The sequence below is a fragment of the Brevibacillus composti genome, from assembly GCF_016406105.1.
GTDB classification, from domain to species: Bacteria; Bacillota; Bacilli; order Brevibacillales; family Brevibacillaceae; genus Brevibacillus; species Brevibacillus composti.
In genome coordinates, this window is sequence record NZ_CP066308.1 from 2,002,584 (window position 1) to 2,026,460 (window position 23,877).

Here is a 23,877-nt window from a genome sequence, read left to right on the forward strand (position 1 = left end):
CTAGAGGGGCAGCCTCCAGTCGGGGTCTCCCAGTTCTTTAGCCGTATAGGCAAATAAGCCGAGCCTTTCTGCCAGATGCCGGCGGCTGTCCTCCAAGGTGCGCTCATTGACAGCGAAAGGGACGGATTGGATTGGCCATTCCGATTGGATCGCGCGTTGCAGGCGCTCTTTGACGTCTGCGACGGTGATGTTAGCTCCTGTCAAGGAAGCGATGCTGCCTACTGTATTGCCGTCGATGTAGGGAATCGGCTTGTTTTTTTCCATATCGGACAGACCTGCTCGCTCGTAAAACTGTTCCATCCATTGACCGCGGGGCTGCTCCTCCACATTGATGCACAGTTGCAGGATAGACCCGAAACGGGTGCGTCGCTGTGCCATCCCGCCGATTTTCTTTCCGTGAATCGAGAAGTCAAACTCACCAGCGCAATAAGAACCCGTCACCTCGCCGAACTGGATGGCCCCGTAGTCTCTGAGGCCCACGGACAGTATTTCCGTAACAAAGCGGAAAAAGGCGTCGATCGATAGAGATGTGTCCGGCAGCAAACAGGCCAGATTGAGCACGCCCGCATCAAGCGGGACACAGGCGCCGCCGGAAGAACGCAGGACACAGCCGAAGCCCTGGCTGCCGAAGTGGGATAGAGCGCTCTCTAGGCGGGGAAGCTTGGCATCCCGCCGCCCCAGGTAAAGCGCCTTGTCATAGACCCACAGATGCAGGATCGGCGAGGCGTCTTCTCTCTGCATCTCTGCCGCCAAGGCTTCATCGCGGGCCAACGGTTCCAGCGGGCTCTCCCGATACGTGCCCGAATCCATCCATAAAAATGAGCGGTTCACAGTAAATGACATAGGTAACTCCTTCTCGGTCAAGAATCGCTATCATTATAACGCTGTACGCGGTCTATTTCTAGTTTTCTTACAAATACAAATGATTCCGAGAAGAAAAAACCGCTTCCGCGGAAAGCGCGCGAAAGCTCGAACGCGATGCCGACGGAAACGGTTGTGTCCTGCCTGATTATTTCACCAGTTTGAAGCTAAAGTTGTCGAGGGTGGTCAGTTTGCGCGGAGAATCCTCAGTCGCCGCTTTCTGCAGGTAGAGGCCCACCTCCGACCCGTTCAGCTTCAGCTTTTGTTGGCCGAACAGGTATTGATTATTCAGGTAGATCGAAACGCTGTCGTCCTTGACTACGATTTTCAGCTTGTTGGACGAACGCAGCTTGTAGGAGCCAGAGGCGAGAACATCGTAGTCGTCATCCTTGGCGTCCGCTACGCGGGCCAGCACGACCCGATCTTTATTGAGGAAGACGACGTGCGCTTCCCCATCCTTGCCGTTAAAATAGAGACCGCCCAATCCGCTTGTACCGTCAACATTGACGTCCACGGACATTTCATAGCGGTGCTTGTTTGCCTTTTCATCCCAGATCAAAGGCAGGAAGAAATGCTCCAGCTTGCGGTCCTTGGTGACGGCTGTCACTTGATTCAATACAACTCCCCAAGTACCGGTCGCTTTGTCCGTATCCCAGTTTTTCAGGTTCTCGGAGGAGAAGTTATCGGTGACGCTGGTCGGCAGCTCCGGCTCAGGAGTCGGTGCCGGCGGCTTCACGGGAGTCGGGAAAACCACCTTGGTCTCATCGTCTTTTTGCTCCAGCAGTGCACGGAACAGCAGGGAAGCTGCTTCTGCGCGCGTGATCGCGTCTTGCGGACGGTAGTAGTTGTTGCTGCCCTTCATCAGCTCCGTCTGAATAGAGATGGCGATGTAAGGACGGAGAGCCGGAGAGACTTGGTTGTGGTCGCGGAAGCGTTTGAGAACGTCCAGATCTGCTTTGTACGTCTGGTCGTAGCCGAGCAGACGAACGAGAGCGACCGCAATGTCTTCACGGACGGCATACTGATCCGGTTTGTAGGTGTACTTGCCGGAGTCCGACTTGTAGCCGGTCAGGTACGGTTTGGCGTACTCGACATAGTAGAATGCCCAGTGGTTGCGAGGAACGTCCTGGAAGGTCTGGCTCACTTTTTGCGAGTGAATGTCGACGCCCGCCGCTGCGATCATGATTTTGGCAAACTCCGCACGGGTCACCAGGTTGTTGGGACGAAACTTGCCGTCCTCATACCCTTTGATGATGCCCAAAGAGGCCATCGTTTGGATTTCTTTATACGCCCAGTGATTGCGCGGAACATCCGAGAAGGTACTGGAAGCACTGACGAAGGGCACGATGGTGACAAACATCACCATAGCCACGATGAAAGATAGTACTCTTTTCATGGGAACCTCCTGATTTTCATTTATTTTCGTTCGACCTGCTACTATGACGAGAATGGACAGGAAGAAGTTACAGGATAATCGGCCCAATTGGCAAAATTGTGTAGAAAGTCACATCTTTCTTCAGTTTGAAAAAAGTATATGGGACGACATTGTCATTCATGAGCAGGTTTTGTCAAACGCTCGTCCCGCCGACTGCTCGCTGCCGGTTCGAAGTGAAGCCGGACTGCTCCTCTATGACGAATCTTCATAGGAAGTTCTCATTTCCTTTTCGGGATTCACTCCGATATGTGCTATAATCAGGTGTTGTAACAACCTACAAAGACATCTTGCAGATGAGGTGATAGACGGATGACAGGGAAGAAGGAAGCGACACCGGACTTAAAATCCGGGAAGTCAGCGAAAACGGTTGAGGACTTCGCCAAGTATTTTCAACCGCCCTCTTTAAAGGAAGCAAAGAAACGCGGCAAGGAAGAGATCAAAGTACACTACAATTTCGACATTCCCGATGATATGCAAGAGATCGGGAAAGGCAAGCGCTACCATGTGCGCACCTACGGCTGTCAAATGAATGAGCATGACTCGGAGACGATCTCCGGCATTCTCGAAGCGATGGGCTATACGGCGGTAGGCAATGTGGAAGAGGCGGATGTGGTGCTCTTCAATACCTGTGCGATTCGCGAAAATGCGGAAGACAAGGTATTTGGCGAGCTGGGTCACATGAAACGGCTAAAGAACAACAACCCCAACCTGATTTTGGGCGTCTGCGGCTGCATGTCCCAGGAAGAGAAAGTGGTCAACAAGATTCTGAAGAGCTACCAGCAGGTCGATCTGATCTTTGGCACACACAATATCCACCGTTTGCCGCACCTGCTTCGCGACGCGATGTTCAGCAAGGAAATGGTGATTGAGGTCTGGTCCAAAGAGGGCGACATCATCGAAAATATGCCGAAAATCCGCGAAGGAAACATCAAGGCCTGGGTCAACATCATGTACGGCTGCGACAAGTTCTGCACGTATTGCATCGTGCCGTATACGCGCGGAAAAGAGCGCAGCCGCCGGCCGGAGGATGTCATCGCGGAAGTGCGCGATCTGGCGCGTCAAGGCTACAAGGAAATCATGCTGCTGGGGCAAAATGTAAACGCCTACGGAAAAGACTTCGAGGATATGGAGTACGGCTTTGGCGACCTGCTGGATGAAATCCGCAAGATCGATATTCCGCGCATCCGCTTTACGACGAGTCACCCGCGCGATTTTGACGATCACCTGATCGAAGTGCTGGGCAAACGGGGCAATTTGGTGGAGCATATTCATCTGCCGGTGCAGTCCGGTTCGACCGAAGTGCTGAAACGCATGGCCCGCAAATACTCGCGCGAACACTATCTGGAGTTGGTGCGTAAAATTAAAGCGGTAATCCCGGATGTGGTCTTGACCACGGATATCATCGTCGGTTTCCCTGGAGAGACCGATGAGCAGTTCGAAGAGACGCTCTCGCTGGTCGAAGAGGTCGGCTACGATTCCGCCTATACCTTCATCTACTCGCCTCGGGAGGGCACTCCGGCGGCGGTGATGGAAGACAATGTTCCAATTGAGGTCAAGAAACAAAGACTGTATCGCCTGAATGAACTTTTGGCCAAGATCGGTCTGGAGAAAAATCTGCCTCTGCAGGATCAGGTCGTGGAAGTGCTGGTCGAGGGCGAGTCCAAAAACAACCCGGAGGTGCTGGCTGGCCGCACGCGGACGAACAAGCTGGTCCACTTCATCGGGGATAAATCGCTGATCGGGCAGTTTGCCCATGTAAAAATAACAGATGTCAAAACGTGGACCCTGCATGGGGAGATCGTGACAAAAATCGAGGTGTAGATAAAATGGAACAAACAGAACTGTACACACACAAAGAAATTCTGGATAAGGCGAGAGAACTGGCAACGATGATCTCCCGCACCAAGGAAGTCGACTTCTTCAAGCGGGCAGAGCACCAGATCAAGCATAATGAACGCGTCCAGGAAATGATCGATGAATTAAAGAAGAAACAAAAGCAAATGGTGATGTTCGAATCGATGAACAAGCCGGAGCTGGTGAAAAAGGTGGAAGCCGAATATAACCAGCTTCACGAGGAACTGGACAGCATCCCCATCGTCACAGAATTCAAGCAATCGCAGGTCGACGTCAACGATCTGTTGCAAATGGTGACCCATGTGATTACCAATACCGTGTCTGAGCGCATCATTTTGGATACGGGCGGGAATCCGCTTACCGGTGAAACCGGCGGCGGACCCGAGAAAAAACAGAGCGGCGGCTGCTGCTCGTAAAAGCATGACAACCGCAAGACTTTGGCGATGATTGCGGCGACAAGCCCTACCAAAATGGCGCTGGGTGTTTGCACCCTAGTCGGATGCCCTGCATACAAATGTACAGAAACGTTGTATGGAGGAGGTAACGAAATGTCGGGTATAGACAAAGACCTGCAGTGCCGGGAACTCATCGCCAAAGCCGTCTGCGGTAAAGGTCATAAATTTACACAAACGACCCACACCATCATACCGTCGCACACTCCTTCGACGATCCTCGGATGCTGGGTGATAAACACGAACTTCCAGGCAGAGAAGGTTGGGGACGCGGTTGAGGTATCTGGTACGTATGACGTCAACCTGTGGTACTCGTTTGCCGACAACACGCAAACCGAAGTGAAGCGGGAAAACGTCCATTTCTCCGTACTCGTTCCGCTTACGTTCTTCGACAGAAACTGCCGCGGTGACCTGGAAATCGTCGCCCGCGCCGTAGAACAGCCGAAGTGCGTCAAAGCCGAACTGAGCGGCGGTGGCACCGTCACTGTCAGAGTGGAAAGCGAATTTGCAGTCGAAATCATCGGGGAGACCAAGGTGTGCGTCGTCGTCTGCAACAGCTGCGATGACAAGGATTTCCACCTGGTGGGCGACTACGAAGACAACAGCGACGAGTTTGACGACTTTGATTCGGCCACCCTGCTGGACGAATTGGATTAAGAGGAGAGCAACCATCTCCTCTTTTTCTTTTCGTCCGATCGAGCCGTCTCCCGGGATTGAGGGAGGCGGCTTCACTTTTTCCCCCGAAATGTCATAGGCTATCACATCGGAGCGGAGGTGGAGATCGTGCATGCATGGAGTGGAGAACGAGCGAAGGCTCGCCTGACGGGCCGAGAACCGGGTCTGGAGCCAGCCACGCCAAGGTTGCCGGGGAACGCAGAGAAAGCGGTCTCGCTTTTGCAAAATCCGGAGCGGACAGCTTATTTGCTCAAAATTAGCGGCATCCCGACGGCGAGAGGTGCCCGTCCTGAGCCGGGAACACGAACCTATCGTATTCATATGTTCGAAAACCGGGTGTTGATGCTTGAGAAATCCCGGCAGCCGACACAATGGCTTCGCGAAGCGTGGGGAGAACCTTCGTTTGAACAAATCGATCCCGCCGATGACGATTATGAAGCGAGTGCCGTCATCCGCCTGGCGAGGCGCGCGCTCTATGCGGCGGGACTTCACTACGGACATCTGGTGCTGCACGCCGCCTCCCCCCACCGGGTGAAGGTACATGCGGTCTCCGCCGATTGGCTTTTGCAGCATCAGGGCAGGCTGCGCACGGCGGCAGAGACTTGGTGGGCAGAAGAACAGGGACGCTGGTCTGGCTCGCCGATCATGCTGGGGGCTGACCCGGAATTTGCCCTGCGCCACCCTGACGGCCATATGGTGCTGGCTTCCGATTTCATGGGGACAAACGGTGTCGTAGGCTGCGATTCGACGCGGTACCGGGAAGAGCTCGCCCTGCATCAGCACCCCCTGGTCGAGCTTCGCCCCGCCCCGTCAGCCAACCCGGATCTTCTGTTTCTGCGAATCGTGAAGGCCCTCCGCACGGCGGCGAAAAAAATCGACAATCCGTCGATAGAGTGGGTGAGCGGAGGAATGCCGTTTGAAGGCTATCCCATCGGCGGCCATATCCATTTCAGCGGCATCCGGCCGGATTATCAGCTCTTGCGCCAGCTCGATGCTTATCTGGCGCTGCCGCTGGTCTTGATCGAAGACGCCGGCTGTCGGATGCGGCGGCCACGCTACGGGTATCTGGGCGACATGCGGGAAAAGGACTACGGCGGAACGCCGGGCTTTGAATACCGCACCCTGCCTAGTTGGCTGGTCGATCCCATCGTGACGAGAGGAGTGCTGCACCTCGCCCGCTTGATTGCCGACTCGAGCCATCATCTGATGATAAATGAGCTGAGTCCCGGCCTCGTCCGCGCGTATTACCGGGGGGAACAGGAGCGGATCAAACCCCTGGTGACGGCCATGTGGGAGGAGTTGCGGCAGCTGCCCGGTTACGCTCGCTCAGGGGCCGTGCTGGACCGTTACTTCGCGCGCCTGCTGTCCGGAAACGTCTGGCCTGCCGATCGCGATCTGCGAATCGTCTGGTCGCATTACAGCGGAAAAAGGTAGGAATGCGTACGCAGGATACACGGCCGCGCATCCCGCATGGTATAATGGACAGACGAGATTTTGAAGCTAGGAGACGTATCGCAATGACTCAATATACCCCGATGATTCAACAGTATCTGGCGATCAAGAAAGACTACCCGGATACTTTCTTATTTTTCCGCTTAGGCGACTTTTATGAACTTTTCTTTGACGATGCGATTGCGGCTTCCCGTGAGCTGGAAATCACACTGACGGGAAGAGAGGGCGGAGGCGCCGAGAAAATCCCGATGTGTGGGGTTCCCCATCACTCCGCCGACGCCTACATCGCCGAACTGCTCAAAAATGGCTATAAAGTAGCCGTCTGTGAGCAGGTGGAAGACCCCAAAGAAGCGAAGGGCGTGGTTCGGCGCGAAGTGACGCGTGTCATTACGCCCGGAACGATGATGGAAGGAAAATGGCTGGCCGACAAGGAGAATAACTACCTCGTCGCCCTGGCTGATGCGCACGGCAGCATGGGTGTCGCCGCCTGTGACATGAGTACAGGGGAGATGTATGTCACTTCGCTTGCGGGCAGAAGGGAAGCCGCGCTGGATGAAGCGATGCAGTACCGGCCGAAGGAACTGGTTGTCACCGGTTGGAGCGGCGAGCTGAAAACGGATGTGCCCCTGACCTCCCTCGATCCGTCCGGGATCGATGCATCGGCTGTCGATGCGCAGTACGGGGCCGATGCGAGCGGACTGGATCTGCCTATGCGGCTCGCTGTAAACGCCCTGCTGCATTACATCGGGGTGACCCAGAAGCGCAGTTTGACCCATATGCGTCTGATCAAGCGCTACGATGCGAAACAGTATTTGCAGATGGATAGTTTTTCCCGGCGGAATCTGGAGCTGACGGAGACGATCCGCGACAAGTCTAAGAAGGGATCGCTGCTCTGGCTGCTGGATCGTACGGAGACGGCGATGGGCGGCCGGATGCTGCGCCGCTGGATCGAGCGTCCGCTGGTGAACAAGAGCGAGCTGGAAGCCAGGCTGGATGCAGTGGCTCACCTGAAGGGAGACCTCCTGCTCCGCGCCGATGTGCGCCGCTGTCTGGATCAGGTCTACGATCTGGAGCGACTCGCAGGCCGCATCTCCTACGGCAATGCCAATGCCCGGGACCTGGTCCAGCTCCGCCTCTCCCTCGAGAGCGTGCCGGAGTTGAAGGGGCTATTGCTCGGTTCGGGCTCGCCCGTCTTGCATGAGCTTGCCAGCGGGATGGATGAGTGCGCGGATATTGCCGCCTTTTTGCAAGCGGCATTGGTGGATGATCCGCCGATTTCCGTCCGCGAAGGGGGGCTGATTCGCTCCGGCTATGACGCTTATCTGGACAAGCTGCATACGGCCAGCCGCGAGGGCAAGACGTGGATCGCCCAGCTGGAGCAGACCGAACGGGAAGCGACCGGCATCCGTTCGCTGAAGGTGGGCTTCAATAAAGTATTTGGCTACTACATAGAGGTGTCCAGAGCCAACCTCGCCAACATACCGGCGGGCAGGTATGAACGAAAGCAGACTCTGGCCAATGCGGAGCGCTTCATTACACCGGAGCTGAAGGAAAAAGAGGCGCTGATTCTGGAAGCGGAAGAAAAACTGATAGAGCTGGAGTACCAGTTGTTTGTACAGGTGCGGAGCGAAGTCGCGCTCCACATCCCCCGCCTGCAAAATCTCGCGGAGAGAATCGCGGCGATCGATGTGCTGCAGGCCTTTGCCACGGTCAGTGACGAGCGCGGCTACGTCCGTCCCGAACTGGTCACGACGGGCGAATGCGTCATCAGCGAGGGCAGGCATCCGGTCGTCGAAGCGGTGCTCGAGCGGGAAAAGTACGTCGCCAATGACGTGGAGATGAATCAGACGGACCGGCAGATTCTTTTGATTACCGGCCCCAATATGGCGGGAAAAAGCACCTATATGCGGCAAATCGCGCTGCTGGTCGTGATGGCCCAAATCGGCTGTTTCGTTCCGGCAAAAGCAGCCCGCCTCTCCCTGGTGGATCAAATTTTCACCCGCATCGGCGCGGCGGATGATCTCGTTGGCGGCCATTCCACATTCATGGTGGAGATGCTGGAGACGAAGCACGCGCTGCAAAAAGCGACGGCCCAGAGCCTGATATTGCTCGACGAAATCGGCCGGGGGACCTCTACCTATGACGGGATGGCGCTGGCACAGTCCGTAATCGAGTACATCCAGCAAAAGATCGGGGCAAAGACGCTCTTTTCCACGCATTATCACGAACTGACCGGACTTGCGGAATCCCTGCCAGGCGTGGTCAATGTCAACGCGCGCTGCGAAGAGCGAGGGGGCAAGCTGCTCTTCCTACACAAGATCGAGCCGGGTCGAGCGGACAAGAGCTATGGGATTCACGTGGCCGAGCTGGCCGAGATGCCTCGCGAGGTAATCGACCGCGCCCGTGAAATTTTGTCCGGTCTGGAACAAGGCAGTACACTGGCAAAGGCCGGTGATCAGCAGTTGTCGCTGGATACGCTGTGGTCAGCCCAGGCGACATCCGCTGCCGCCCTTGACGAGTCCGCCACGCGCCTGTCTCCGGAAGAGGAGCAGATCGTAGCCGAGCTGCGGGAGCTCGATCTTAACCAGACGACGCCGATGGATGCCATGCTGAAGCTCTTCCAATGGAAGCAGCAGCTGAAAAAAGGATAGCCATACCACGCCTGGGAGGAACCGATGGGGAAAATTCATCTGCTGGACGAACATTTGACCAATATGATCGCCGCCGGAGAAGTGGTGGAGCGGCCCGCGTCCGTCGTCAAGGAACTGGTGGAAAACGCCGTTGACGCGGGAGCCAGCGCGATCGAAGTACACGTGGAAGAAGGGGGCCTGTCTCTCATTCGCGTCGTGGACAATGGGCAGGGCATGGATGCGGAGGATTGCCGTCTGGCCTTTGAACGGCACGCGACGAGCAAGATCCGCAGCACCCGGGATCTCTTCCGGATCCGCTCTCTCGGCTTTCGCGGAGAGGCCTTGCCCAGTATCGCGGCCGTCTCCCGTGTCGAGCTGACGAGCACCCAGTCCAGCGGTCAGGTGGGGACGCGGCTGAGGATTGAAGGGGGCGCTGTGATCGGCGTGAGCGAGGCGGCTGCAGTGAAAGGAACAGATATCGCCGTTCGCGACCTCTTTTACAATACGCCGGCACGGCTCAAGTATATGAAGTCCATTTCTACGGAAATCGGACATATTTCGGATTACGTCAATCGACTCGCCCTGACCTATCCGGCGATTGCCTTTACCCTCACCCACAACGGCAAGACCCTGCTGCAGACATCGGGAGACGGCAAGCTGCTGCACGTGATGGCTGCGATCTACGGGGTACAGGTCGCCAAGCTGCTTTTGCCGATTGAAGGGGAGACGCTCGACTTCCGCTGGACAGGCTATATTTCCAAGACGGAGGTCACGCGTGCGAATCGCTCCTATCTCTCCACGCTGGTTAATGGGCGGTATGTGCGGCATTTTGGCCTGCACAACGCCATTCTGCGCGGCTACCATACCCTGCTGCCGATCGGCCGCTACCCGATTGTCACCCTGCACATCGACATGGACCCGTCCCTGCTTGATGTGAATGTCCACCCGGCGAAGCTGGAGGTTCGTTTCAGCAAGGAAGAGGAGCTGCTCACGGCACTGGAAGCGTGTGTCAAAAGCAAGCTGCGTCAGGGGCTGGAAATCGTCCGCCCGATGGCGGCAGAGCGAAAGGCGAGGGTCATCGAGCAGGTCGTGCAACCGCAGTTTGACTTGGGCTGGTCTCCCGGCGCGGGAACCCGCACTGCCATGGACCGAGGGCCCGAGGGGAATAACGGAGAGGCGGCCGGATTTACCCGGCCCTTTGCAGCCGCAGAACAGGGAGAGCTAGCGAGAGCAGGAGAAGCAGTCGAGCAAGGCATGGCCGAAAAAGCACGCCAGGTTGGCATGGCAGAAATAGCTGGCCAGGTTGGCACGGCAGAAAGCGGGGTCCAAATGGGCGGGGCAGAGGCAGGGAATGCAGTCGCACCGGCAGTCGCCAATGTAGGCGCAGGGGATGCAGCGACGCCCGGCGCGGCCGGTTGGCCCGTGCCTTCGCCGGACGGAACGCCCCCGCTATTGTCCCGCGATACATCGGCAGGGCCGCTGGCATCCGCAAGCGGCGTTCCGGCTCCGCACGCTCAAGTACGCCGGGAGTCCAGCCGAGAGCTGTTGACGGCCAGGGAACATCAGGCCGGGTATCTGGAAGCGGCGCAAACCAGTGAGGCCACACGCACCGTACCCGCCATGCCAGCCCTACCTGCGGGCGGAGCGATGGGCGAGGCGAGTTCCGCGTCTGAAGCGTGGGATGCGCACCAGGCAGAAGCAACGGAAAGTGTACCCATGCTGTATCCGGTGGGGCAGGTACACGGCACTTATATCGTAGCGCAAAATGAACACGGCATGTATCTGATCGACCAGCATGCGGCACAGGAGCGAATTTTTTACGAGCACTTTATGCAGAAGCTGGCGGAGGAGAGCGTCGCCAGTCAGCTGCTGCTGTTTCCCCATACCATCGAGCTGACGGCGCAGGAAGCCCTGAAGCTGGATAAACGGCTTGCCTTGCTTCGCTCCTTTGGCCTGGAAATCGAATCGTTTGGCAGCAAGACTTATATCGTCCGTGCCCACCCGCACTGGTTTCCGGAGGGAAGCGAACTGGAAGTGATCGAAGAGTTGGTCCAGTTTGTCCTGGAAACAGCGGAGTCCAGACAAGGCGATATCCGAGCGATGAGGGAAAAGGCGGCGATCCTGATGGCCTGCAAGGCCTCGATCAAGGCTAATCGGTATTTGACGAATGCCGAGATGGAAAGCCTGCTGGCGCAGCTGCGCAATTCCAGCAGTCCGTTTACCTGTCCGCATGGCCGACCGATCATCATTCATTTTTCCAGCTACGATCTGGAGAAAATGTTTAAACGGGTCATGTAAACAAACAGAAAGCCAAGGGCTGGCATGTTCAGTCCCTTGGCTTTTAATGCTATCTGCAGGATGTCTGCTTGCTATTAACTACTATTAACTGCTAGTAGCTTGCGATCCGCAAAATCGCCCTCTTGCCATCGTCCGTTATTCGCTGGCAGCCACTTTTGATGGTTCCGATTCGATCTGAAATACTTCGATGTACATGATTTTATGGGCGGCCATCTCGGTCACTTTAAAACAATATCCGTCTTGCTCGATGAAGTCGCCCGCTTTCGGCGCAAAATTTTTGGAGAGAAACCATCCGCCAATCGTATCGATGATCTCATCCGAGAGGGTCGTTCCGAGCAGATCGTTCACTTCACTAATGATTACTTTGGCGCTCAGAATATAGTGATTTTCACTGATCATGCGAATGTCGGGAATTTCGTCGTCATCGAATTCATCCCGAATCTCCCCGACGATCTCTTCGAGAATGTCCTCAACCGTCACCAGCCCGGAGGTGCCGCCATACTCATCCAACAGAATCGCCATTTGCATCCGGTCCTTCTGCATGCGCACCAGCAGATCATGGATGGGAATAGTCTCGATCACTTTTAGAACAGGGTGGATGTAGGATGACAGGGTCTGAGGGGAGGACGGGTTCGCCAGCTGGGCCGTCAGGATTTCTTTTATATTTACAATCCCCAGAATATCATCTTTGTCGTCGCCGACGATCGGGTAGCGGGTATAGTTCTCTTTGCTGATAATCTGCACCATGTCCTCCAGAGAATCGTGGATGGATAAGCAGACGATTTCCGTCCGGGGGACCATGATTTCTTTCGCGATTCGCTGGTCGAACTCAAAGATGTTGTTCACATAAGTCAGTTCATTCTGATTGATTTCCCCGCTCTGGTAGCTCTCCGAGAGCAAGATCCGCAGTTCCTCCTCGGAATGGGCCAATTCGTGTTCGGCGGCAGGCTTCATGCCAAACATACCGACCAGCAAGCGGGCCGATCCGTTCAAGAGCCAGATGAAGGGGTACATCAATTTGTAAAACCAGATAATCGGTCGGGCAAAGAGCAAGGTGACCTGCTCCGCCTTTTGGATCGCCACCGTTTTCGGGGCCAGTTCGCCGACTACCACATGGAGATAGGTCATGGATAAAAAGGCGACGCCAAAAGAAACGAGATGGGATATCGAGGGATTGAGGCTCCACTTTTCAAAGAGTGGATGCAAAAGCCTTTCCACCGTTGGCTCGCCCAGCCACCCCAGTCCCATTGCAGTCACGGTGATCCCCAGCTGGCAGGCAGAGAGGTACTCGTCGAGATGGGTAGTTACTTCCTTCGCGGCAAGCGCTCCTCTACGGCCTTCGGCTACCAATTGGTCGATGCGGCTGCTGCGGATTTTTACGATGGCAAATTCCGTAGCCACGAAAAAACCCGTCAGTGCAATCAGAATGACAACCAGAAACAAATTCACTAGTTCCACTGGGTCGCCCTACCTCGGCAGGGCGATACACCTCCTTGTATCAAATGAGGAAAAAATTTGGATATTAGCATTTACGAATACAACGCGGGATGGTTTCACAAAAATTGATGACGAGCTTGGAACATTTGACAATCCCTCGGGGAAAAGATATAAAAATGAAGTGGACAACATTCGCCTAGCAGCAGTTGGCAGGAATGATTGCACAAAGGGGTTTTAGCCAACATGACAGGCAAGCGAAAGGGGGAACCAACGTGATCGTCACCACCTCGCTGGAACCTACCCCTGAAACACTCCGTCACGCAGAAGAGTTGGCCAGGCGGTTTGACCTGCCGCTCGTGGCTCGCAAGGATGACTCTCTGACAGCGTTGCGGAAAAGATACGAAGAGACGGAGATTTTGATCGTTTCCTCCAATGGAGCAAGGCTGGAGGCGGTTGGGAAGCAGCCGTTCTTTTTTCATCCAAATACGGCTGCGTTTCGTATAAAGCGTTTGGAGCGCGGCGATAATGATACTATGCTCGCTGTTTGCCAAATTCAACCAGGCGATGAGGTGCTGGATGCCACGATGGGCCTCGGTGCCGATGCCATCGTATTTGCTCATGGCGTCGGAAAAACGGGCCGGGTGGTCGGAATCGAATCGGAGAAGACGATCGCATGGTTGGTCGAGGACGGACTGCGCTACTGGTCTACGGAGTCAGAGGCTCTGCGTGAGGCTATGCAGCGGGTACATGTGCTGGCGGGCGATCATGCGGAGATCCTGAAAAGCTTGCCGACCGACTCATTTGACGTGGTGTATTTTGACCCCATGTTCGAAGAGACTGTCCATAGCTCCGCGGGAATCGCCGGGATCAGAGAGTGGGCAAACAGTCGTTCTCTGTCGCCTGAAGCCATTGCGGAGGCGCTTCGCGTTGCCAGACGGCGCGTCGTATTGAAAGAGGGAAAAACGGGCGTGCTGTATCAAAAATTTGGTTTCACACCCTATCGAGCTCGTGGAAACCAAGTCGTATACAGCTATAAAGAGAAAGGCGGAGGGGAGTGAACGTGCTCGAGAAAGAGAGACTTGTCGTGATCGTTGGCCCTACTTCGGTGGGCAAAACGGAACTCAGCCTGGAATTGGCTGAAGCGTTTCGGGGAGAGATTATCTCGGGGGACTCCATGCAGGTCTACCGCGGCATGGATATCGGGACAGCCAAAGCGACCCCGGCCGAACTAGCAAGAGTTCCCCATCATCTGATCGATATCCTGGATCCAGACGAAGAGTATTCCGTAGCCCTTTTTCAGGAATCTGCCACTCGCTTGATTTCCGAAATCAATGCACGGGGGCATCTTCCCATGATCGTGGGAGGAACAGGACTCTACATAGAATCCGTCACGCATCGCTTTCAGTTTGCGAATGCAAAGCAAGATCCGGAGTTGCGGAGCAGGCTGCAGAAGCTGGCTGAGATCGAGGGCGTGGAAGAACTGCATCGGCGGCTGGACGATGTGGATCCCATCACCGCCGAGCGTCTACATCCCAATGACGTGAAGCGTGTGATCCGCGCCTTGGAGATATATGAATTGACCGGCATGCGGATGTCCGAATACCAGCATCGCGCAGAGTATTCGCCGTACAATCTCTACATGATCGGTCTGACGATGGAGCGGGAAAAGCTCTATGAACGCATCAACCAGCGCGTGGACAAGATGATCGAAGCGGGGCTGATAGAGGAGGTGAGACGCCTTCTCGACCTCGGTTACGAATCCGGCTATACCTCCATGCAGGGGCTCGGGTACAAGGAGCTCATCCCGTATCTTTACGGAGAAATCCCTTTGGAGAAAGCGATCAATGACATCAAACAGCGGACGCGCCACTTTGCCAAACGGCAGCTATCCTGGTTCCGCCGGATGTCAGACGTCGAGTGGTTTGATGTGACAAACCCTGAAGATCGGCCGAAGATCGTCCAAACTATCAAGCAAATAATGGCAGGAAAGTTTCCTCAATTGCCGAATATATAACATACAAGTCCTTTTAGGGGGTATTGACCATGAAACAGTCGATCAACATTCAAGATACGTTCCTCAACCATCTGCGGAAGGAAAACATCGCGGTCACCATCTACCTGGTAAATGGTTTTCAATTGCGCGGTTATATCAGAGCGTTTGACAATTTCACCATCGTGATTGACAGTGAAGGCAAGCAGCAGCTGGTATACAAGCATGCCATCTCTACCTTCACGCCGCAGCGCCCTGTGTCGCTCATGTCCCAAGACAACAACAACCAGCAAGCATAAGCGTCACGCGAACGAAGCCGGGATCCTAGTCATCCGGGCTTTTTTACTGATTGGAACAACCATTCGTGAACATAATAAATATTATGGTAACTGGAGAGGGTCATGCCGTTTACGTTCGCCCATCCTGCGATTGTTCTGCCCTTGCATCGAGTCCATCGGCTCTCATTTACAGCATTGGTGCTGGGCAGCATGTCGCCGGATTTTGAATACTTTCTGCGGTTGAAGCCTTACAGCACTCTCAGTCATACAATGGCAGGGCTGCTCTTGTTTGATTTGCCTGTTGTCATTGCGTTGGCATTTTTGTTTCATCATCTGGTGAAGAGACCGATGATCCTGCATCTGCCGTCTCCCTTTGACCGGGGCCTGTTTCCCTATGCAGAAGCCTCCTGGCGGCCGGCATCGGTTCGCTCGGTGCTTGTATTTGGATATTCCGCTCTCATCGGCAGCTTCAGCCACATCGCCTGGGATTCGTTCACTCACGAGGGGGCCCCTATGGTGATGCGGATTGCCCTGTTGCAGCAGAGGCTGGTCCTGGGGGAATGGTCCATTCCCGTCTATAAGTGCTTGCAGCATCTAAGCAGCATGGGCGGTCTGCTCCTCATCGCCTTGTTCGTCTGGTTCGCGGCCCGCAAAGCGCTTGCCGCTGGAATGTCCGGCGGCGGCGGCGACGCTTTTCCCCGATTAGCCCAAACCGTCAGTCTGCGGGCAAAGCTGCTGTTTTGGACGGGGGTGGCCAGCTCTGGTCTTGTAACCTCTGTGCTGTACCTGACTGCCGCCTTCGGAGCGCGGCTGTACATGTATCCGCTTCAGGGGATCGTTCCATTTTTGTCGGGCGGCATGCTCGGGCTGTTGCTCATGTCCCTGCTGGCCAAAGCCCGCTTTATCCGGAACAAGACGGAATAGCATGCGGACTTCCCGTACCTTGCCAACAAAAAATGGGCAGGTTTTCCGGTCGGGTGAGTATACTAAGGTATGACCAAGAGGCAGGTGATCGCTTGTGAAACCGTCGGGCCATCAACCGCCGGCTGATTCGATGACAGTGACAGCGCCGCACCGGATCCAGGTGGTGTTTCGCCAGCCAGATCGGGTCAAACTGCCGGAAACCCTGTCCGAGAAAGTGCGTACAACCGCTCCCGGCAATGTGGCTGCGGCCTTTGAGGAACTGGAGAAGCTGATCGGATTGCAGGAAGCCAAGAAGCTGATGTACGAAATCCACGCGCTGCTCAGGATCAACAAAGAGCGGGAAAAATACAGCTTGAAGTTGGAAAAGCAAGTGTATCATATGGTATTTAAAGGAAACCCGGGGACGGGCAAGACGACGGTCGCCCGGTTGTTTGGCAAGATTTTCCGCGAGATGGGGATTCTCAGCAAGGGCCATCTGATCGAAGTGGAAAGGGCCGATCTGGTCGGAGAATTTATCGGCCACACCGCGCAAAAGACGAGAGAGCTGGTGAAAAAGGCGTTAGGCGGAATCTTGTTTATTGACGAGGCATACTCGCTCGCGCGCGGAGGAGAAAAGGACTTCGGCAAAGAGGCCATCGATTGCCTCACCAAAGCCCTGGAGGATTACAGCAATGATTTTATCTGCATTTTAGCAGGCTATACGGACGAGATGGATGCCTTTCTGGAGTTGAATCCCGGCTTGCCGTCTCGTTTTCCGATTCAGCTCCAATTCGCCGATTACTCCGTAGACGACTTGATCAAGATCGCGGAGACGATGGTGGAAGGGAAAGAATACAAACTGTCCCCAGGCGCCAAGGATCGGCTGCGGCTGCACCTCAGCCGGATGCGGCAGGAGATGCTGGACGCCAATTTCAGCAATGCCCGGTATGTCCGCAATGCCATAGAACAGGCCATTCGCAAGCAGGCCGTTCGCTTGTTGACGGTCGCCGAGCCGACAAAGGAAGATGTGATGAGCCTGTTGCCGGAGGATTTCGTCTGGCCGTCTCCCAAAGCGGCCGGTAGCGACTGGAGCAAACTGTGGTATGATTAGGGGAAGAAAGGGCGTGGATCTGTGAACGATGGAAGAAAACAGAAGGAAACAGCCATCCTCGTCGGCTGTTTTTTGGATAACCGAGATATCGAGCGCTCCCGCTTGTCGATGGAGGAGTTGCATGAGCTGGCACGGACAGCGGATGTAGAGGTCCTGGATGTCATCACGCAAAACCGGGAGCGGATCGATAATGCCTGGTACCTGGGCAGCGGAAAAATCCAGGAGATCGCGCAGCGGGCGCATGACCTGGATGTGGATGTGATCATCTTCAACGATGAGCTCTCGCCCAGCCAGACGCGCAATCTGGACCAGGTATTCGACTGCAAGGTAATCGACCGGACGCAGCTGATCCTGGATATCTTCGCGGGCCGTGCCCACTCCCGCGAAGGGAAGATCCAGGTGGAGCTGGCCCAGTACAATTATCTCTTACCGCGACTGGCGGGACAGGGCAAGCAGCTCTCCCGTCTGGGCGGCGGGATCGGTACGCGCGGTCCAGGGGAGACCAAGCTGGAGAGCGACCGCCGTCACATCCGCCGGCGGATCAGCGAGCTGAAGGCCCAACTGGCGGAACTGGTGCGCACCCGTCAGCTGCACCGGGAGAGACGGAAGAAAAACAACGTCTTTCAAGTGGCGCTGGTCGGGTATACCAACGCAGGCAAGTCTACGCTGCTCAATGAACTGACCGCCGCGGAAACCCTGCAGGAAGATAAGCTGTTTGCGACGCTCGACCCGACGACCCGCCAACTGACATTGCCCAGCGGCATAGAGGTTCTGCTCACGGATACCGTCGGCTTTATCCAGGACCTGCCGACATCGCTGGTTGCCGCTTTCCGCTCCACACTGGAGGGCGTGAAGGAAGCCGACCTGATCCTGCACGTGGTCGACGGCCATCATCCCGACCTGGAGATCCATATGGAAGTGGTGCATCGCATCCTGCGCGAGCTGAAAGCGGAAGAGATCCCGCAGCTCGTCGTCTACAACAAAGCAGACATGATCTTGCCCGGGACATACCTGCCCCCTGCCGAGGACTCGATCGTCATCTCGGCTTTGCGCGAGGAGGACCGCGCGGAGCTGTTGAAGCGGATCGAACGCTATGTATATGCCTCCTTTGACCGGTACACCTTGATTGTTCCGGCGGAGCGCGGCGATATTTTGTCGCTTTTGCACCGGGAAGGCGTGGAAATGGAGCAAGAGTTTGACGAAGAAAAATCCACCTACCGGATTTCTGTCCGCGTCAACCGGGATCATCCGATCTACGGCAGAATCGCTCCGTTTCTCCTGGAGAGACCAGAGACTGTAGAAGAGAGTTGGTAAGAGAAAGATGTTTTCGTTATTTGCACACGGGGAGCGGCTGCGCCCCATCGTACAGGAAGTAGAACAGATGATCGCAGGGCGGCATCAAGAGATTGCTGCCCTGGTTGACTTTAATCAATTGAAGGTGCTTCGTTCGTTTCAGAAGCATCAGGTAAATGAATTTCACTTCGCCCCCTCGACGGGCTACGGCTATGATGACAGCGGCCGGGCCACGCTGGAATCAATTTACGCCGATGTCTTTGGCGGGGAGGATGCGCTGGTCCGTCCGCAGATCATCTCCGGCACCCACGCCATCGCGATCTGCCTGTTTGGCCTGCTACGTCCCGGCGACGACTTGCTGTACATCACCGGCAAGCCTTACGACACGCTGGAAGAGGTCGTCGGAGTGCGCGGCGAGGGACAGGGCTCGCTCAAAGAGTACGGCATCGGCTACAGCTACGTTCCGCTGACCGAAGCGGGAGAGATCGATTTCCCGCAGGTGGCGGCGATGATTACGCCGAAGACCAAAATGATCGGGATTCAGCGTTCGCGGGGCTACGCCGACCGTCCATCCTTTACGATCGCCAAGCTGGAGGAAATGATCCGCTTTGTGAAGGAAATCAATCCCGGGCTGATCGTCTTTGTGGACAACTGCTACGGAGAATTTACCGAAGAGCGGGAACCGCTGCAGGTCGGTGCGGACATCATGGCGGGCTCGCTGATCAAAAATCCGGGCGGCGGTCTGGTGAAGACGGGCGGCTACATCGTCGGCAAAAAGGAGTACGTCAAACAAGCGTCGTACCGCATGGCGGCCCCGGGAATAGGCGCGGAAGGCGGCGCTTCGCTGTACTCGCTGCTGGAGATGTATCAGGGCTTCTTCCTCGCGCCGCACGTCGTCGGCGAGGCCCTGAAAGGAGCGGTCTTTTCCTCCGCCCTGCTGGAGCGGCTGGGCTTTCGCACCAATCCGCTGTGGAATGATCCGCGGACCGATCTGATCCAATCCGTCGAATTCGGCTCCGCCGAGCGGCTGATCGCTTTCTGCCAGGGCATTCAAAAAAGCGCGCCGGTGGATTCCCATGTCACGCCGCAGCCAAGCGAGATGCCCGGCTACGCCGATCCGGTCATCATGGCAGCGGGGACGTTTATTCAGGGCGCCAGCATCGAGTTCTCGGCAGACGGGCCGATACGCCCCCCTTATCTCGGCTTTGTCCAGGGGGGATTGACCTATTCCCATGTAAAAGTGGGGATTCTGACCGCGCTGGACGGGCTTTTGGAAAAGGGATTGCTGGAGCTTCCCGCGCCTTCTGCTACGAACGAAAGGCAGTAGCGAGGACCGAGGCCGATGCAAGCAATCGAGCGGTGCACCGTCTCCGTCCGAGAGAACGGCCAAACGGTGGCCGCTTAGCAAACAAAAAAGCATCTTGTGCCAGTTGTTGCGCGAGATGCTTTTTTTCAAAAATATTTTGTGTAAACTTTTCTAACATGCGTTGACAGATAAATTGGAGAATCATACAATACAAAGCGAGGAAGTTTTCAAAGGAGGGACAAGTCGTGAGTGATGACCTTCGTCGGAACATGGCGCTGTTTCCCATTGGTATCGTGATGAAGCTGACGGACCTGACGGCTCGGCAGATTCGCTACTATGAACAAAATGGATTGATTCAGCCTGCACGAACAGAAGGTAAGCAGCGACTCTTTTCCTTTAATGACGTAGACCGCTTGCTTGAAGTCAAGGCATTGATCGAAAAAGGATTGAACATCGCCGGAATTAAGCAAGTGCTTCAGTTGCAGGAGCCGGCCCCGGAAAAGACGGAGATTACTGCCAAATCGGAGGCCAAACGAAAAGAACTGACCGAACAGGAACTCCACCAGCTCCTCAAGCAGCAAATCTTCTTTACCAACGCAAATCGCCAAGGCGAGACTGCGTTAATACGTGGGGAGCTATCCCGCTTCTTCCACTGATACATCCCAGAGTATATAGGAGGAGAGATTCGTGAGCAAGTACACCAAAGAAGACATCTTTCGTTTAGCCCAGGAAGAGAATGTCAACTACATTCGACTGCAGTTCACAGACCTGTTGGGAACCATCAAAAACGTCGAAATCCCCGTTTCCCAGCTGCCCAAGGCACTGGACAACAAGATGATGTTTGACGGATCTTCCATTGAAGGTTTCGTACGCATCGAGGAATCCGACATGTATCTGGTGCCGGATTTGGACACATGGGTGATCTTTCCTTGGGGAAATGAACATGGAAATGTTGCGCGTCTGATCTGCGACATCTACAATCCAGACGGCACGCCTTTCGAAGGAGATCCCCGCTACATCCTGAAACGGGCTCTGAAGGAAGCAGAAGAATTGGGCTTCACGAACTTCAACGTCGGACCGGAACCGGAGTTTTTCCTGTTCAAACTGGGCGAGAATGGCGAGCCGACACTCGATCTGAACGACCATGGCGGCTACTTCGACTTCGCACCGCTTGATCTGGGCGAAAACTGCCGGCGCGACATCGTTCTGACGCTGGAGCGGATGGGCTTCGAGGTGGAAGCATCTCACCATGAAACAGCTCCCGGACAGCACGAGGTGGACTTCAAGTACGCAGACGCCATCGAGGCGGCTGATCAGATTCTCACGTTTAAACTGGTGGTCAAGACAATCGCACGGAAACACGGGCTGCACGCCACTTTCATGCCAAAACCGCTGTACGGTGTGGCCGGCTCCGGTATGCATACCCACCAATCTCTCTTCATTGGCAATAAAAATGCGTTCTATGACGAGGCAGACGAACTCGGCCTGAGCGAAATCGCCAAGCAATACCTGGCGGGCATTCTGAAGCACGCGCGCGGCTTTACCGCCATCACCAATCCTTTGGTGAACTCCTACAAGCGTCTGGTTCCCGGCTATGAAGCGCCTTGCTATGTAGCATGGTCGGCGAAAAACCGTTCACCGCTCGTCCGCATCCCGGCTTCCCGCGGCATGAGCACCCGGATCGAAGTGCGCAATCCAGACCCGGCTGCCAACCCGTATCTGGCCTTGGCCGTGATGCTGCGCGCAGGTCTCGACGGGATCAAAAACAAGCTGCAAGTACCGCCGGCGGTCGATCGCAACATCTACATCATGAACGAAGCCGAGCGCGAAGAAGCAGGCATCTCCAGCTTGCCGGCTACGCTGAAAGAGGCGATCGAATGCCTGAAAGCCGATCCGGTTATGTGCGACGCCCTGGGCGAGCATGCCATGATGCACTTCGTGGACGCCAAGGAAATCGAATGGGATATGTTCCGCACCCGCGTACATGAGTGGGAGCGCACGCAGTATATGAAGACCTATTAATCAGTCAAAAAAGAGCCCTTGCACCGATTGGTGCGAGGGCTTTTTTTGCGTGCGCCCGGCATGGGCGGTAGCTATAGGGTGAAAGTCCTGAACGGGGGTTGGCTGTACCAACCGTTAGCTCAAGGCAAGGGTGTCCGCCGTGAGGCGGAATCTGAAGGAAGCCGGCGGCAAAGTCCCGACCTGAGGTACACAAACCCGATTCGAGGCTGCTGTACTCGGGTGAGCCTGCGCAACAAGGTAAAGCCCTATACAGCCAAGGGGTATAGCAGTATATCGGGCAGGTACATGGGATGAAAGTTACCGCTCTTACCCGGGGAGGTCTGCATGGAATGCCTACTGCTGTTGGCAACCGCCTCCGTGAGGAGGCGCTGAACATGCAGAAGTCAGCAGAGGCCATAGTACCCAATCGGGGACACCCGGTGGGGAAGGGCTGAACATCAAGTCAACACATGTTCCCAACTCCTTTCGATACGATGCAGCGAAGCAGAAATCCAGTTTGGAACTTCCTCTGGATAGCAGGGGTGAAGCCCCGAGGGTACAGAGAAGGGCTGAGCATTGTACGGCAAGACTGGTGACATGTGTGCGGAGAGAGGAGTATCGTTATGGATCTGCTGGAGAAGGTTCTGTCACGGGAGAACCTCACGGCTGCCCTCAAACGGGTCGAAGGCAACAAGGGCGCTCCGGGAATCGACGGTGTTACAACCGAACAACTGCGCGACTACCTTCGCGAGCACTGGGCGACCATTCGGTCGCAGATCGAGGCGGGAACTTATAGACCATCTCCTGTCCGCAGGGTCGAAATCCCGAAACCTGACGGAGGAGTGCGGCTACTAGGTATCCCTACTGTGGTGGATCGCCTGATCCAGCAGGCTATCCTGCAAGTATTGACTCCCGTCTTTGACTCGGATTTCTCCAACTCCAGTTTCGGTTTTCGCCCAGGACGTCGTGCCCACGACGCCGTGCGAAAGGCGAAGCAGTTCATTGAGGAAGGATACCGGTACGTGGTCGACATCGACTTGGAGAAGTTCTTTGATCGAGTGAACCACGACATCTTGATGAGTCGTGTAGCACGGAAGGTGAAGGACAAGCGTCTCCTGAAACTGATCCGTGCTTACCTGCAATCCGGGGTGATGGTCAACGGGGTGTGCGTCACAACGGAGGAGGGCACACCGCAAGGTGGCCCTTTAAGTCCGCTCTTGGCCAATATTCTACTGGATGACTTGGATAAGGAGTTGGAAAAGAGGGGGCACCGTTTCTGCCGTTATGCGGACGATTGCAATATCTATGTACGCACGAAACGCGCGGGGCAACGGGTAAAGGAGAGTGTGGAGCGATACCTGACCAGGGTACTTAAACTCAAGGTAAATCAACAGAAAAGTGCGGTGGATCAGCCGTACAAGCGAAAGTTTCTTGGATTTAGTTTTGTTCCAGGAAAAGAGGCGCGAATACGGCTACATCCCAAATCGATTACCCGGTTGAAAGAACGGATTCGTCAACTGACTAACCCTCATTGGAGCATTTCCATGCAGGAGAGAATCCGGAAACTCAACCAATACCTTATGGGATGGATTGGGTATTTTGCGTTGGCCGAGGCGAAAAAGCACCTGTTGCGAATAGAGGAATGGATTCGCCGAAGGCTCCGGCTCTGTCTGTGGACGCAATGGAAACGAGTTCGAACGCGATATCGCGAACTTCGTTCGCTAGGTCTCTCCCATAATAAAGCACTGGAAATTGCAAACACCCGCAAGGGGGCATGGCGGACAACGAAAACTCCGCATATGCACAAAGCCCTTGGCGTCGCCTACTGGCAACAACAAGGGCTGTTGAGTTTGGTACAGCGATATTTCAAACTTCGTCAAGCTTGATGAACCGCCGTATAC

19 protein-coding genes are annotated in these 23,877 nt (G+C 55.4%); 16 read left to right on the forward strand and 3 right to left on the reverse strand.

The genetic code is table 11. The features are described 5' to 3' along the window. Complete coding sequence (locus tag JD108_RS10370; protein ID WP_198829732.1) at nt 1-843, reverse strand: lipoate--protein ligase family protein; 843 nt, start codon at nt 841-843, stop codon at nt 1-3. A 166-nt stretch (nt 844-1,009) separates the two neighbouring features. Next, nucleotides 1,010-2,257: an S-layer homology domain-containing protein gene (locus JD108_RS10375; protein ID WP_198829733.1), complete on the reverse strand. Its 1,248-nt coding sequence runs from the start codon at nt 2,255-2,257 to the stop codon at nt 1,010-1,012. A gap of 348 nt (nt 2,258-2,605) precedes the next feature. Here JD108_RS10375 and miaB point away from each other — a divergent pair, with 348 nt between their 5' ends. From miaB to mutL, 6 genes are all read left to right on the forward strand, one after another. After that, a complete protein-coding gene (miaB, locus tag JD108_RS10380; protein WP_198829734.1) occupies nt 2,606-4,117 on the forward strand; it encodes a tRNA (N6-isopentenyl adenosine(37)-C2)-methylthiotransferase MiaB in 1,512 nt (503 codons plus the stop codon). Nucleotides 4,118-4,122: 5 nt separating this feature from the next. Further along, nucleotides 4,123-4,566, forward strand: a complete 444-nt coding sequence (locus JD108_RS10385) for a YlbF/YmcA family competence regulator (RefSeq protein WP_198829735.1) — start codon at nt 4,123-4,125, stop codon at nt 4,564-4,566. Between the two features lie 132 nt (nt 4,567-4,698). Next, nucleotides 4,699-5,259, forward strand: coding sequence for an outer spore coat protein CotE (gene cotE / locus JD108_RS10390; RefSeq protein WP_198829736.1), 561 nt, complete (start codon nt 4,699-4,701; stop codon nt 5,257-5,259). A gap of 126 nt (nt 5,260-5,385) precedes the next feature. Further along, nucleotides 5,386-6,711: a putative amidoligase domain-containing protein gene (locus JD108_RS10395; protein WP_228728372.1), complete on the forward strand. Its 1,326-nt coding sequence runs from the start codon at nt 5,386-5,388 to the stop codon at nt 6,709-6,711. An 83-nt stretch (nt 6,712-6,794) separates the two neighbouring features. Beyond that, nucleotides 6,795-9,380 (forward strand): DNA mismatch repair protein MutS, encoded by a 2,586-nt coding sequence (gene mutS / locus JD108_RS10400; RefSeq protein ID WP_198829737.1) that lies wholly within the window; start codon nt 6,795-6,797, stop codon nt 9,378-9,380. Between the two features lie 24 nt (nt 9,381-9,404). Beyond that, nucleotides 9,405-11,657 carry a DNA mismatch repair endonuclease MutL gene (mutL, locus tag JD108_RS10405; protein ID WP_198829738.1) on the forward strand — a complete coding sequence of 751 codons (2,253 nt, stop codon included), beginning with the start codon at nt 9,405-9,407 and terminating at the stop codon, nt 11,655-11,657. A 135-nt stretch (nt 11,658-11,792) separates the two neighbouring features. Here mutL and JD108_RS10410 read toward each other — a convergent pair whose 3' ends face one another. Then, on the reverse strand, nt 11,793-13,115 hold the full coding sequence (locus JD108_RS10410) for a hemolysin family protein (protein ID WP_198829739.1): 1,323 nt from the start codon (nt 13,113-13,115) through the stop codon (nt 11,793-11,795). Nucleotides 13,116-13,366: 251 nt separating this feature from the next. Between JD108_RS10410 and JD108_RS10415 the strand changes: the two genes are divergently transcribed. The 10 genes from JD108_RS10415 to ltrA all read left to right on the forward strand — a co-directional run bounded on the left by JD108_RS10415 (nt 13,367) and on the right by ltrA (nt 23,862). Next, entirely contained in the window at nt 13,367-14,152 is a 786-nt protein-coding gene (locus JD108_RS10415; protein WP_198829740.1) for a class I SAM-dependent methyltransferase, read from the forward strand. 2 nt (nt 14,153-14,154) lie between these two features. Continuing rightward, nucleotides 14,155-15,108 carry a tRNA (adenosine(37)-N6)-dimethylallyltransferase MiaA gene (miaA, locus tag JD108_RS10420; RefSeq protein ID WP_407649431.1) on the forward strand — a complete coding sequence of 318 codons (954 nt, stop codon included), beginning with the start codon at nt 14,155-14,157 and terminating at the stop codon, nt 15,106-15,108. Nucleotides 15,109-15,137: 29 nt separating this feature from the next. Next, on the forward strand, nt 15,138-15,383 hold the full coding sequence (hfq, locus tag JD108_RS10425) for an RNA chaperone Hfq (RefSeq protein ID WP_198829742.1): 246 nt from the start codon (nt 15,138-15,140) through the stop codon (nt 15,381-15,383). A 102-nt stretch (nt 15,384-15,485) separates the two neighbouring features. Beyond that, nucleotides 15,486-16,286 carry a DUF4184 family protein gene (locus JD108_RS10430; protein ID WP_198829743.1) on the forward strand — a complete coding sequence of 267 codons (801 nt, stop codon included), beginning with the start codon at nt 15,486-15,488 and terminating at the stop codon, nt 16,284-16,286. 94 nt (nt 16,287-16,380) lie between these two features. Then, nucleotides 16,381-17,376 (forward strand): AAA family ATPase, encoded by a 996-nt coding sequence (locus tag JD108_RS10435; RefSeq protein ID WP_228728373.1) that lies wholly within the window; start codon nt 16,381-16,383, stop codon nt 17,374-17,376. Between the two features lie 21 nt (nt 17,377-17,397). Continuing rightward, nucleotides 17,398-18,690 carry a GTPase HflX gene (gene hflX, locus JD108_RS10440; protein ID WP_198829744.1) on the forward strand — a complete coding sequence of 431 codons (1,293 nt, stop codon included), beginning with the start codon at nt 17,398-17,400 and terminating at the stop codon, nt 18,688-18,690. Between the two features lie 7 nt (nt 18,691-18,697). Further along, complete coding sequence (locus tag JD108_RS10445; protein ID WP_198829745.1) at nt 18,698-19,996, forward strand: methionine gamma-lyase family protein; 1,299 nt, start codon at nt 18,698-18,700, stop codon at nt 19,994-19,996. 224 nt (nt 19,997-20,220) lie between these two features. Continuing rightward, the gene (locus JD108_RS10450) at nt 20,221-20,631 is read left to right on the forward strand and encodes a MerR family transcriptional regulator (RefSeq protein ID WP_198829746.1); all 411 of its coding nucleotides are present in this window, start codon (nt 20,221-20,223) and stop codon (nt 20,629-20,631) included. A 31-nt stretch (nt 20,632-20,662) separates the two neighbouring features. After that, on the forward strand, nt 20,663-21,997 hold the full coding sequence (gene glnA, locus JD108_RS10455) for a type I glutamate--ammonia ligase (protein WP_198829747.1): 1,335 nt from the start codon (nt 20,663-20,665) through the stop codon (nt 21,995-21,997). Between the two features lie 602 nt (nt 21,998-22,599). Continuing rightward, nucleotides 22,600-23,862, forward strand: a complete 1,263-nt coding sequence (gene ltrA / locus JD108_RS10460) for a group II intron reverse transcriptase/maturase (RefSeq protein WP_198829121.1) — start codon at nt 22,600-22,602, stop codon at nt 23,860-23,862. Nucleotides 23,863-23,877 lie beyond the last annotated feature (15 nt).